The organism is Crenothrix sp., assembly GCF_043729335.1.
In the GTDB taxonomy this organism is placed as follows: Bacteria; Pseudomonadota; Gammaproteobacteria; order Methylococcales; family Methylomonadaceae; genus Crenothrix.
In genome coordinates this window covers 1-12,565 of sequence record NZ_JAYTLQ010000062.1, presented here as the reverse complement: position 1 = coordinate 12,565, position 12,565 = coordinate 1, and the positions used below count along the sequence as shown (strand labels likewise).

Sequence of the window (12,565 nt, the reverse complement as noted above, 5' to 3'; positions counted from 1 at the left end):
GCTGAAATTGCTATCCATTTGCTAATAAATTTACATTCGATTTTTTAAACTGACGCTTCTTTGACCAACTGGTAAACATAAGAACGAGTGACACCGTATTTCTCAGCAATTTTAGTCTTTTCCATACCTTCTTTAAAATCAATTTTCATAGACTCTAACTGTCCTGAGTCCAACTTAGCCTTACGCCCCTTATACTTGCCTTTTTCCTTAGCAATCGCAATGCCTTCCCGTTGACGCTCAAGGATGATATTCCTCTCAAATTGACTGAAAGCAGCCAAAATGGTTAGCATCAGGTCAGAATATAAATCTGCCTGTGTACCATCAAAGCTTAAGTTTTCTTTGTGGAACTTGATTGAACAACCTTTCGCTTTGATCTGTTTGACCAATTCTAAAATATCAGCAGTATTACGTCCAACCCTGTCGAGTGAGTGGACATTAACCAAATCGCCCGCCCTTAAATTGTCCATCATCAGCTTGAAGTTCTGGCGGTTCATATCCTTGCCCGATGCCTTATCAACATATTCCCGATCACAGTGAATATTTAATAATTGGCGCTCGGTATTTTGGACGATGGTCGAAACCCTCAAATAGTTGAAAATCATCCTGCACCTGTATAATTAGAATTTAAGATGTTATTATACTAGTGTGTAAAAAACAAGTACAGAACTTAAATTACACACTTTTTGTCTAGGTTGAAGGTGTGTAGTTTGAGCGTAGCCTAGTTATACAGATATCTTGGTAGCATTGAATTAGATTTTCCAAACTACAACCACAGTAGCGACTTTACCAATTTAATTAGGTAATCTAAGTAATGTGCACGAATAAATTGAGTAGTTCTAAAAAAAATTTCCTCTTCTTGCTGAGCTTGGCGAAGCATGACCTTGCTCCAGATTATTTTGTGCGTGTTACTTAAAATTGATTTTTAAGTCAGGGTCTACTTGCCTATTTACCTGTCCGCACATTTATTTTGCATAAATTATAAAGTAAAAAATTATTTTCGTGCTAAATAGTAATTTTCAAAATTTGATTACAACTAGGCAAGTTATAATTACATCCAAATGGATAATGTTGCCAAATTTTATACCACAGCCAAGCTAACTAATAACCTTCTCAATTTTTAGATTAAATTTTAAAGAACTTATCATCTTCTGAAAGCTCAAGGATAATAGAATCTTTTTTGAAATTAGAAAATTTGGAGCCAGCTATTTTATCACTTAATAATGAAACTATGTATTGTCCTTCTAATTGATTTGCCTTTTGAAATATATCAAATACTTGATTAACATCTACATCTTCAATACTATCATGAACTATAAATGTAGGCCTCTTCAATTTTTTGAAGTTAATAAATTCAATATAGGCCAAATCAAATGCACTTAATTCACCTTTCTTTTTACCGCCCGTAGGATTTGGCGCTAAATTTACAATTTCAAAACGACATTTTTCCTTCTCTGAATCAAACTCAAGGTCAAAGATATATCGATCACCATAGAAGTATTTACTTAAAGCCCCAAAATATTCGTTAAATTTCTCAACATTTTCATCAAGAATTTGAGTATTTCTAGATATTTCTAATATTATTTCTTTCTTCTTATTTTCGAGTGATTCAATTAAAGCTTTGGTATCCTCAATTTTATGAAGCAATGTAGATATACCAGCTATCTGTTCCTTTACTATAGAAAGCTCATTATAAATCTGTCCAATTGATTTAAGAGTGTCTGGTTCCTTAATATGCTTAAAAATACCCGACTCCAATTCATGTAATTTATCGAGACGCCTTTTAATTTTATTTTCTTCTAATCTATATTCTTCATAATCACTAATTAACAAATGAATTTTATTTGAAATAACTTGATTATGAAAAACCAGTAAATCTTCGTAAGAACGCTTTAAATTTCCGTTTAGAACAACCCCAGCCTCTTCATAAATTGCTGACAACTCTCGCCCATCAACACTTGAAGCATTTTCTCTTAATTTCAATATTGACCTATCTAGGTAGTTTAAGCGAGTTTTTATATTTGAATATTCTATTGTTGAATCAGATATTCTTCTTTGAATATCTACTAACTCTTTAACATCTGTCTCTTGGCTTTCCTTAAAATCAAAATCATTAATTCTATTTTGTAGCAAGGCTCCCTCTGCTTTTAGAGGGCTGATCATCTTTTGCAACGCGCTTTCCCTATGAGGAGCTCTATATGCAGACAAATGTTTATTTTTAGTTTTTATCTGATTATTCAATGATGCCTTATCTCGTAGCAATTCAAGACCAGTGAATCCGAATAGAAAAAGATAGAGTTGATCATAAACATCTGGTCTAGTTGTATTATGCAGAAATCTGGTAGTATTCTGCATTTTTTCATGTGTATTTCTTATGAATTTATGGGCAATTGTCCGTATAGAAGGCTTTTCTGAAGTTTGTCCAAAAATCTGTTTTGAAACTAATGTAATATAATTAATTTTTTCTGAGATTTTGCCATCAACATAAAATACGGAATCCTTAGGACTAGTAGTTAATGTTCTCCCTATTTTATAATTTCTTTGATCGTGTCCTTTAAAATAAAGTTCTACATAAATTATATTATTGGATATAAAGCTGTAAACTTCAGGTATAACCTTACTAAATTCTGGTTCCGTGTAGATGTCTTCACCTGAAGATAGAAATATATAATCCAATAATCTAGAAAGGGTAGATTTTCCAACGCTATTTCCCGTTTTATTTGAACTTGAAGCTGAATTTATAATTAAATTAAGTCCTTTTTTAAAATGTATATTTCTAACTAAACTTTTGTTTTTATAGATAGATAATTCAAGCAATTGCATGTTTGATATATCCTTTTTCATTCAATTGAATTGCTCCAGCAATAAACAGCCAATCAAGTGTGTATACAAAAATATCATAAGAAGCGTTAAATTCATCTTTGACACTCTTATATAGCATGTCAATTTCTACTTCATTGTAATCATTATTAGACATTTTTAACAAAATAAAAGCTCCAATATTTATTGGATTTAGCTTTGGGTCAGAATCAATTGTGATCATTAGGGTTTTCCAAAACTATGCATTCAATGATTGAATAGCTTATTATTAAAGCTACGCCTTGTTCAATGTCCTCCTCAAAATAGCCATCTTTAAGATCAGTTGAAGACTTAACAAAATTTATTGTAAGAGAAATAACTTCCTCAACAATGGAATCTGAGTGTAATTTTAATTTATCTAAATCAACTGGACTAGTATTTATAGAAAATTTATTTAGAGCTTTAAAATAAAAAAGCTTCATTTGCTTTTTTAACTTTGTGCTTCCATTTAAAATTGTTTGATTTAACTCCTGAATAGATTCTTCTATTAACAGTGAAGAGGAAATAAATTCCTTAATCAACCAATTGTATTTATATAGATTATTGAAATGTATTTTTTCCTCAATATCAGCTGGGATTCTATTTAGGCTTAGATTATTACAACTGCCTATTGCAATTATTTCTATAAGCTTTCCAAGAATTGATGGGCGAGGAATTCCAGTATTATTTAAAACAGTTATAGGGCCAGTATTACCATTAAATGTAACTCCTTTTGTCATATTTAATCCCTATTATCAATAACGACCGGGCCTGAATTTTCTTGAAAATATTGTGATTTATCACCCTGTTTAATTTTGTTTTTATTCAAGGTATTAGATTTAAAATTTTTGATTTCAATTTTTAAGTCTCTTACTTCTTTTTGCGCTTTAGATTTTTCTAAAAACTGATTCATTGCTATTAATGCAGCAATAAATGAGAATACATAACCAATTAATCCTACTATAGGATTGGATAGAAAAGAAACTATTATATTCATGAGGTGATCCTTAATTTTTGATTATAACTTGGTAAATAGGGAGTATTTATAAAGTAAATTTAGTTGGCGACTAAAATATTAAAAACTATACTTACAGTATGCTAGCTTCTTATAATGAAACATTATTCTGCCAAGCAAAGCATACTCACAAAAGTTAAATTAACAAATGTAATAACAACTATACAAAAGCACCTTCCGAAGCTAACCGCTCCTATTGCCAATTATTAGCGATACAAGATAATGTTTCTAGATACAGCGTTTTCAATTTAAATTAGCTACTAACTTGTTGAGCTTATAATTGCATTACTTGCCTTATTGTTCAGTAGTAAACAAGAATTTGGAGATTAAAATGAAACCTTATTCTCATGATTTAAGAGTTCGAATTTTCAATTACTCACTAAATCATACATTATTTATCTGCGTACCCAATCAAGCAAAAAAAAATATGTAACTGGTTCTTATCTCGACTTTAGCCTTTTTGATAAATTACGAATGCCTTGAAAATAACAATTTATTATCGGTGCAATTAAGCAGCAATCTCTAAATATAAATATTTCTGAAATTCAATAAACAACGAACTGATATTCGCAACATTGCCTAAAACGTCCTTGGCATCTTCTAACGAGTGATATTTGTTGGTTAGCAAAATAGGTAATTTTTCCTGATCCAGTTCTTCCACGCCTGTTTCTATGTATTTGCTCAATACAAAATCAATAAATTCCTTTTGCTGGGCATTAAGTAAAGCAAAGATATTGGCTTGCGCTGCTGCAACCCGTTCTTCTCTGGTGATGGGCTTAACATCACTGTTAAAGACATATTCCAGTACATCAAACAAGTCGCTTTTTTCTGCATCAATGAGTTGTTGCAGCGTGGCTAATTCTTCTTTTCCATAACCCGCTTCGTCTAGCTTCTCTAACAAAATGCGTCGGGTCATGGGATTGCTCCACAGTGTCCTTAATTCTGCTTCACTCTTGAATAGGCTAGGCAATTCACCAAACAGGGTATTTAAAAATTCTTCTGCTGAAATCGGTTTACCATTAGCACTCCAAAATGATGTTGACATCATGGCTTGAATATCGAGTTCTTTGCCATTTTTCAATTTTATTTTGACTTTCTTTATGCATGCACAACGCTGTTGTTCGCATTTTGAGCAAGTTTTCGGTGCTGTTTCTTCACATTCACAAGGTTGTTTATCGCATAGCTTGCAGGGCTTTGGTGGTTTGATTTCGCAGTCACAAGGATTTTGCCCACACTTGGCGCAAGACTCTTCTTCTACAGGTTCACCATCCCATTCAGGATCGGAAAAATTATGATAGGCATTAACAAAATCGTAAATGGTAAAAAACTCTTTGCCTTCAAATAAGCGCGTGCCCCTGCCTACAATTTGTTTAAATTCGATTATAGAATTAACGGGGCGCAATAACACAATGTTGCGGATATTCAGCGCATCGACACCCGTGGATAATTTTTGTGAGGTGGTCAGAATGGTGGGAATACTATTTTCATTGTCTTGAAACTCCCTTAAGAATTGCTCGCCAATTTCGCCATCGTTGGCGGTGACACGCACACAATAATTCGGGTCTTTGGATTTTTTGTATTGATTCACCAAATCACGAATGATGGCTGCATGGTCTTGTGTGGCACAGAAAATAATGGTCTTTTCGTTCTGATTGGCCTCATCCATGAATATCTGGACACGCTTGGCCTCCCTTTCTTTTATTTCGATGATTTTATTGAAGTCAGCTTCGATATACCGCTTGCCTGCTTCAACTTCGCCTTCAATGATGTCATCATCGCTGGTGTAGATATAATCATCCAGCGTGGTTTGAATGCGTTTTACTTTAAAAGGCGTAAGGAAACCATCGTTGATCCCTTCTTTAAGGGAATAGATATAAACGGGTTCACCAAAATATTTGTAAGTGTCTACGTTGTCTTTACGTTTGGGTGTAGCAGTTAAACCCAACTGAACCGCTGGTGAAAAATAGTCTAATATTCCTCGCCAGTTACCTTCATCATTAGCACCACCTCGATGGCATTCGTCTATGATGATGAAATCAAAGTAGTCTGGCGGATATGCACCAAAGTAAGGGGCGGGTTTACCTTCCTTATCAGTACCACTCATAAAGGTCTGGAAGATGGTAAAGAAAATACTGCCATTGGTAGGTACACTGCCTTTTTTGCTGATTTCTTTCGGGCTAATACGCACCAGCACATCATCAGCAAAGGCAGAGAACGAATTGAAGGCTTGGTTAGCCAAGATATTTCTATCTGCTAAAAATAATATCCGTGGTCTTCTGCTGCCATCGCGTTTTAAGTTCCAGCGGGTTTGGAATAGCTTCCAGGCTATTTGAAAAGCAATGGCGGTTTTTCCTGTACCTGTCGCTAAAGTCAGTAAAATACGATCTTTGTTGTTGGCGATGGCTTCTAAGGTGTTTTTTACTGCAATTTCCTGATAATACCGCAATTGCCAGGTACCGCCTTTATCTTCAAACGGAATAGCAGAAAACTTCTCCCGCCACTCATTTTGAACAGCAAAGGTTTTGTTCCATAACTCATCGGGTGTAAGGTAATTGGCAACCAAGCCTTCTTTACACGTAAGCATACAGATGCTGTATATCTCTTTTCCGTTGCTGGAATACGTGGTTTGTAAGTCTAATTTTTGGGCATACTGTTTTGCTTGTGCTACCCCTTCGCCTACAGCCAATTCATCGCTTTTGGCTTCTACAACTGCAAGCTTGATGCCTTTGTAAACCAGTACATAATCAGCAGTTAGTTTTTTAGCCCGAATACCACCTGCCTGTATTCTTCCTACGGTAATGGTATGTTCACGAAGGATTTTAGAGCCTTCAATAACGCCCCAACCACAGGCTTTTAACTGGGGGTCTATAAGTTCAGCTCTGGTTTCTGCTTCGTTCATCTGGTTAGTGCGCTGTTGTGGTTTTCAATTCGCCATTAAATGCTTTTTGCAGAATTGATTTTTTCAATTCCTCTAAATCATTAATGTGTTGTTGGTAGATGGCTTCTAGTTTTTGGGTTTGGGCAGACAGGGAATTGAGTTTTTGGACTATGGTTTGTTGTTCTTTTATTAATTTAGGAACTGGAATTTCAAAATTAACAAGGGTTTTAATTGGCAACTGCGGTTGTGCTGCACCTGAAACATGCTTTTTAATTTGTTCCTTTATAATTCCAGACCTTAATATTTCAAAAAGATATTCAGACGTTATTTGTTTTTGATTAGGTCTAAAAATCAACATTCCTGAATTGATACGAATATTTTCATATTCAACTTCATCATTGAAAACACCAAGATTTCCGATAGTTCCCCTTGTTGTCATTACAACGTCATTTCTTTTTAATTTGCCTTTCCCCATTGCTTTGTCTTTTGCTTCACTTATGAACATTGTTGTATTAAACTCAAACCCATTTGGTCTAACGTTTTTCGTATTCATAAAAAGACAAAATCCGTTATCTAAAAAATCCTTTTGAGTTGGATAGTTTTTACCCCTATCTCCATCAATTATTTCTATTAAATCACTTTCCCCTAATCTTCGTTCGTCCCAACCTTCCCCTTTAGTTGAAAACACAGTTTGCAAATAACTCTCAAAAAGCTCTTTGGCATTTTTGAGATTTTGTTCTGCATTGGCTTTTGCCTTGGCTATGGCTGCAAAAGCTTCATCTAAAATGGCTACTATGCGTTGTTGTTCAGGGAGTGGGGGAATAGGAACATTAACAGAACTTACTAAGGCAATATTTAAATTACGGACAGTTGAACCAGCAGCCTTAGAATTAAATTGTTGAAAAACAAATGGAGAGGACAATAAATAATAAAGAAATTCAGTTTCAAATATTTTTTTGCCATTCTCTTTTAATACAAGCCATCCGTCATGAATACAACCTGTTGTTTTCATGATGTAAGGTCTACCAAAGCTCATAGAATTAGAAAGTATGAAGTCTCCTTCATTTACAATCCTTGTTTTATGTAAGCCATCACGAGTTATTTTTTCTTTTGTTTCGTAAATAAATTTATCGGAAACAGTGGCATCAGAAATTTTAATCCAATTTATTCCATCGGGAGAAGTGGTCATATATTTGTCAATTGGTCTTGGAGAACCACCACGTTCAATTGTCAAAACCTCACCTAATTTTTTTGTTTCCCACCCCTGTTTCATATCAGCTCCAAGATTGAGCTTAAAATAGCTTCCCTTTCTTCATCCAAGGCTTTCATAGCTGCTAAAATTTCATGCGGTTGGCGTAGGGCGGTTTCTTCTTTTTTGTTGGGGTTTTTGGCGCTTAAATCAAAGGTGATTGGGTCAATGTTTTTGACGTTGATGCTCCAAGAATTCTCGCTTTCTGCTTTGGTTTTTTGTAGCTCAACAAAGTCTGCCAAATCTTTTTCATTCAGCGCATTGGTTTTGCCCAAATTTCTAGCTAAGTTGAGTTGATAAAACCACACATCCTGGGTGGCACTGCCTTTTTCAAAAAACAACACGACCGTTTTTACACCTGCCCCTGTAAAAGTACCGCCTGGCAAATCTAACACAGTATGCAGGTTACATTTTTCCAATAGCAATTTTCGTAAACTGATCGACGCATTATCAGTATTGCTCAAAAAGGTGTTTTTAATAACAACACCTGCTTTGCCACCTGCTTTCATTATCTTTATAAAATGCTGTAAGAACAGAGACGCGGTTTCACCTGTTTTAATGGGGAAGTTTTGTTGCACCTCAGCACGTTCTTTGCCACCAAAGGGCGGATTAGCCAATACAATATCGTAGCGGTCTTTTTCCTGTATATCCGCTAGGTTTTCAGCAAGGGTGTTGGTATGGACAATATTGGGGGCTTCCACACCATGCAAAATCATATTCATCGTGCCAATGATGTAGGCTAATGATTTTTTCTCTTTACCGTAAAAAGTATTTTTCTGTAGGGTGATCGTATCAGCAGTAGTCAATTTTTTGCTGTGCTTTAAGTATTCAAAGGCTTCACACAAGAAACCCGCTGAACCCACCGCACCATCATAAATTTTGTTACCTATTTCGGGTGCTACGACTTTAACAATAGTTTTAATCAAAGGGCGGGGCGTGTAATATTCGCCACCGTTGCGCCCTGCATTACCCATGTTTTTAATCTTGTCTTCATACAGATGGCTCATTTCGTGCTTTTCTGCATGGGTTCTAAAGCGCAATTCATCAATACGGTTGATGACTTCTCGCAGATTGTAACCGCTGTGTATTCTGTTTTTTAATTCCGAGAAAATTTCGCCAATCTTGTATTCAATGGTATCCGCACTATCAGCAGAGGTTTTAAACTTTTTGAGGTAGGGAAATAGTTGAATGTTGACAAAATCAGCCAGATCATCGCCTGTGAGTGCGTTGTGGTCGATATTTTTGTTTTCTAATTTAGGCGCTGCCCAAACAGTCCATTGATATTCAGGCGCAATGATAGGAATGTAGGTCTTGCCTGTCAGTTCAGCAGCGGTGGCTTTATCCCGTTCTAAATCGTCCAGATACTTTAAAAACAAGACCCAAGAGGTTTGTTCGACATAATCCAATTCACTGCCACAACCCGCGTCTTTATGCAGGATATCGTCTATATTTTTAAAGACTTGCTTGAACAAGGTATTTTTTCCTAGTGATGTTGATTATTCAGAAGATAAAAGCCTAGAACGCTATTTCTACATTCAAAGCTATTCATTGTACCGCGTAAAGTATTGGCGATATTCCAATGCTGCTGCTCTGAAATGAGGGGGTTTTTTGTAAGCAATAGATTACCCTTAGGGGAGCAGGAATAATACTCTATTTTTTGCTTACTTTTCGTTGGTTTACTAAAAAATAAACTTTGAATTATCGAGTTTTGTTTCGCCATCCCAGCGGTAGGCAACCAGTGAGCCACCTTTTCCTGCGCTGTAATCTAAACAGGCAACATTTTCGGAAAGTAGAGAAGGTTCGCCTGTCATCCAGTAGTGTCCAAAAAATAAGGGCTTATCAACTGGAAAATTAATACGGGTATGTTCTGGAATAAGTGAATCTGGCAGTTTTTCACGTTCTGTATCAGGAAGTATGGCAGCCTGACGATAAGTTAAAGCTGACTTGTCCCACCAGCGTACACGCGTATGGGTTCTTTTAACGCCATCCTTGTCGAGGAAAAAATGTCCTGGAGGCAATTCTACTTCTATACCTTTGCACAATGTCTCTACTGCTTCGAACAGTGAGGGTTTGGCATTTTCTTCTTTTGAATTGTCAGACTCATTAGTTACGTCAAACAACAATGCCCGTGGAACACTGAAATCAGGTGCAAGATAGGGTTTTAGACAATCCATGTATTTCTGATGCCAACACGCATGTACAACGCGAATTCCAGGCAGATCAAGCCAAAGCGGTAAGGTTAAAAACCAGTCGATGATGTCTTTATGTATCTCTGGCAGATGTTCGACTTCGTTAAGAAAAGCTTCATGCTGGTGACGATTTTTATCACCTGATTTGTGAGGAGGTCGTGGACGAAGAAATTCGCCTTCTCTTTTTGGATGAGGTGTATGCCATGCAATAGCATTGAGTTCATGATTTCCTAATATGGCTAAAGCAGCTCCAGCATCCACCATGTCACGGGCAATTTTCACTGTTGCCAATTGGTGTTGTCCACGATCAATGAAGTCACCTAAAAAAACAACTTGTCGTTCAGAATGACACCACACTCCATTGTTGTTTTTGCAATAACCCATTTTTTTTAATAGGTTGGCAAGTTTTTCTGCTTGCCCGTGAATGTCACCTATGATGTCGTAATTCATATTCTCCTTGTTTCTTATCAGCGATTTGATTCTACATTAAGCATAATCTGTACATTATCTCTATGACTCAAAGTAAGGTAAATTCAACTCATAAATGCAATCGCTATATTTATTTGTTTGTATAATGAAAAACATGATTATGAACATTTTTACCAAAAAGGATCGTAGAAACAATATGCTATAAAATATCAGTTTCACTGATTAATCAATAATGATTATATTTTCAATAGATTAAATAAAAAAATAAGAATTGCTTCTTAATTAGTTAAATCTATAATGTTAATTAAGATAGACATTAAGTTGTTTCGTTGTTTAGTGTTATATTCTATATAATATTACTATAGATAATGCTCTTACTCTACGCATTACTAACTATATAAAGCGATTTCTTACAATACTTTTGATTCTATTTTAGGATTTATAATATCCTTAGCCACCAAATAAATTTTAAGCTTTTCTTGGTCTTTGACAAAATAAGCCCAATTTCTAAGGTTTCTATTTTTGTCTGTGAAGCTTACTGAATAATATCCAAAGCCCTTTTCGATCAAATCAAATTCAAGATTCTTTCGATTTATTCGTAGAATATTTTTACTCAAATTAAGGTACTGAATCAGGTCAGGCTGATTGTCGCGTATAAAACCCGTTTTAATTAGCTTGCCCCAATTTTCATCTGTAATTAACGGATTATAAAAAATATCCTCTTTGTAGATAAATCCTGTAATTTCAATATCAGTCCCAATGCTCTCATTGCTAAGGTAGTAAATGTCTTTTGACTTTCCGTAAATCAATCGCCCACGACCAATGGCCTGTTTGGTTTCGCTTACAGAGAAATGGTCATATATTGCCCGTACATCAGGATCATTATGGATGGAGGTATTAATTGATGAAACTGAACCATCCTTCATTCTTACCAATCTATCTTGATAATGATTATCTTTATCAAAGCAATGACCGAACACAGCATAGGTGTATTCTTGTAGTGCTATTGGAGGTAAGGAATACCGCCCCAGAATAATTAAACAATCAACTTCATCGAATTTGTTCACCCCCCTAAGATGACCAAAATGGCCAAACAGCTTAATCCCAAGTTCACCTGCCAAATGGCTGGCAAAGTTACCTGAAATACCTTTTATGTTTTTATAGCTAATCAAACCAATGTTTCTGTAACCCTTATTGGTTATTAAATTTTTCAGCCCATTGATAAGTTGGTTTCGCTGTATTTGGTCATTGAGTGTCTTTTGTGAAATTGTTGTGTTGGCCAGTTGATAAACATTAATATCAGACTTGGCCTTAACTTGAATCGAGTAGAATTGAACGTTTGGTAATAAATGGTTAACGATTTCTTTATTGGCAGTAGCATCAAGATAAAGTGTTGGGATGTTTTGATGGCGACCCGCTTCAACTTTAATCACTGATTGAACAAGGCTACCATTTTCAACCCGCATACCTTTTAATAAGCTTTTATCTTTAGTTTTTGCAAACATTGCCAACTGCCTCAGCAAGGGTGAAAAGCGGATTGTTTTTCTTTGGTCATAATCCCTTGTGTATTGGTCAGCACTTTTGAAAGTAATTGGTTTGTCTTCAAAGTTTTTTTTATCGTCATCAAGATACACCTCTTGACGGTATTTAATGACAGTGTCAGCCAAATCTGCTCCATTTTTAACCTCATGAATGATCTTGTCGAGTGAATCAAACTTCCCATAGTTTTCGACCCTGTCTTTGTCTTTATCCAAAATGTTTTCATCAATGATAATGAAGTCAGGTTTCCATTGTTGTTTGTCAGGATTACCATTTGCATCTATACCATTAAACCATCGCGAAGGCTGGTTAAAATATTCGTTAAACATCATTGGGTGCTAATCAACAAAAGGCTCTAAAGTTCCACGGGATTTATCTATGCATTCAGTTATGATAACGACAAACGTCAGTGCAATTCACGCGAACTGATG

10 protein-coding genes are annotated in these 12,565 nt (G+C 35.5%); all 10 read right to left on the bottom strand.

Features of this window, described 5'->3' with window-relative positions; genetic code table 11:
- Positions 1–44: 44 nt before the first annotated feature.
- Positions 45–602 carry a recombinase family protein gene (locus tag ACHZC4_RS15525; protein ID WP_394754782.1) on the bottom strand — a complete coding sequence of 186 codons (558 nt, stop codon included), beginning with the start codon at positions 600–602 and terminating at the stop codon, positions 45–47.
- Between the two features lie 520 nt (positions 603–1,122).
- Positions 1,123–2,820 carry a DUF2326 domain-containing protein gene (locus tag ACHZC4_RS15520; RefSeq protein WP_394754781.1) on the bottom strand — a complete coding sequence of 566 codons (1,698 nt, stop codon included), beginning with the start codon at positions 2,818–2,820 and terminating at the stop codon, positions 1,123–1,125.
- Positions 2,807–3,040, bottom strand: a complete 234-nt coding sequence (locus ACHZC4_RS15515) for an ABC-three component system middle component 6 (protein WP_394754780.1) — start codon at positions 3,038–3,040, stop codon at positions 2,807–2,809. The genes ACHZC4_RS15520 and ACHZC4_RS15515 overlap by 14 nt, the downstream gene beginning before the upstream one ends.
- Positions 3,027–3,575, bottom strand: coding sequence for a hypothetical protein (locus tag ACHZC4_RS15510; protein ID WP_394754779.1), 549 nt, complete (start codon positions 3,573–3,575; stop codon positions 3,027–3,029). The genes ACHZC4_RS15515 and ACHZC4_RS15510 overlap by 14 nt, the downstream gene beginning before the upstream one ends.
- Positions 3,576–3,577: 2 nt before the next feature.
- Positions 3,578–3,832, bottom strand: a complete 255-nt coding sequence (locus ACHZC4_RS15505; protein ID WP_394754778.1) for a hypothetical protein — start codon at positions 3,830–3,832, stop codon at positions 3,578–3,580.
- 526 nt (positions 3,833–4,358) lie between these two features.
- Positions 4,359–6,749 carry an EcoAI/FtnUII family type I restriction enzme subunit R gene (gene hsdR, locus ACHZC4_RS15500; RefSeq protein ID WP_394754777.1) on the bottom strand — a complete coding sequence of 797 codons (2,391 nt, stop codon included), beginning with the start codon at positions 6,747–6,749 and terminating at the stop codon, positions 4,359–4,361.
- A gap of 4 nt (positions 6,750–6,753) precedes the next feature.
- A complete protein-coding gene (locus tag ACHZC4_RS15495) occupies positions 6,754–8,001 on the bottom strand; it encodes a restriction endonuclease subunit S (protein ID WP_394754776.1) in 1,248 nt (415 codons plus the stop codon).
- Positions 7,998–9,449 carry an N-6 DNA methylase gene (locus tag ACHZC4_RS15490; protein ID WP_394754775.1) on the bottom strand — a complete coding sequence of 484 codons (1,452 nt, stop codon included), beginning with the start codon at positions 9,447–9,449 and terminating at the stop codon, positions 7,998–8,000. Before ACHZC4_RS15490 ends, ACHZC4_RS15495 begins: the two co-directional genes overlap by 4 nt.
- Before the next feature lie 207 nt (positions 9,450–9,656).
- The gene (locus ACHZC4_RS15485) at positions 9,657–10,616 is read right to left on the bottom strand and encodes a metallophosphoesterase (RefSeq protein WP_394754774.1); all 960 of its coding nucleotides are present in this window, start codon (positions 10,614–10,616) and stop codon (positions 9,657–9,659) included.
- 389 nt (positions 10,617–11,005) lie between these two features.
- Entirely contained in the window at positions 11,006–12,466 is a 1,461-nt protein-coding gene (locus ACHZC4_RS15480; protein ID WP_394754773.1) for a hypothetical protein, read from the bottom strand.
- Positions 12,467–12,565: the final 99 nt, after the last annotated feature.

What these genes read in the sequence shown, in the direction of transcription:
- ACHZC4_RS15515 (WP_394754780.1), bottom strand. Translation starts at nt 3,040, where the DNA reads ATGATCACAATTGATTCTGACCCAAAGCTAAATCCAATAAATATTGGA.
- ACHZC4_RS15525 (WP_394754782.1), bottom strand. Translation starts at nt 602, where the DNA reads ATGATTTTCAACTATTTGAGGGTTTCGACCATCGTCCAAAATACCGAG.
- ACHZC4_RS15485 (WP_394754774.1), bottom strand. Translation starts at nt 10,616, where the DNA reads ATGAATTACGACATCATAGGTGACATTCACGGGCAAGCAGAAAAACTT.
- ACHZC4_RS15520 (WP_394754781.1), bottom strand. Translation starts at nt 2,820, where the DNA reads ATGCAATTGCTTGAATTATCTATCTATAAAAACAAAAGTTTAGTTAGA.
- hsdR (WP_394754777.1), bottom strand. Translation starts at nt 6,749, where the DNA reads ATGAACGAAGCAGAAACCAGAGCTGAACTTATAGACCCCCAGTTAAAA.
- ACHZC4_RS15480 (WP_394754773.1), bottom strand. Translation starts at nt 12,466, where the DNA reads ATGATGTTTAACGAATATTTTAACCAGCCTTCGCGATGGTTTAATGGT.
- ACHZC4_RS15505 (WP_394754778.1), bottom strand. Translation starts at nt 3,832, where the DNA reads ATGAATATAATAGTTTCTTTTCTATCCAATCCTATAGTAGGATTAATT.
- ACHZC4_RS15510 (WP_394754779.1), bottom strand. Translation starts at nt 3,575, where the DNA reads ATGACAAAAGGAGTTACATTTAATGGTAATACTGGCCCTATAACTGTT.
- ACHZC4_RS15495 (WP_394754776.1), bottom strand. Translation starts at nt 8,001, where the DNA reads ATGAAACAGGGGTGGGAAACAAAAAAATTAGGTGAGGTTTTGACAATT.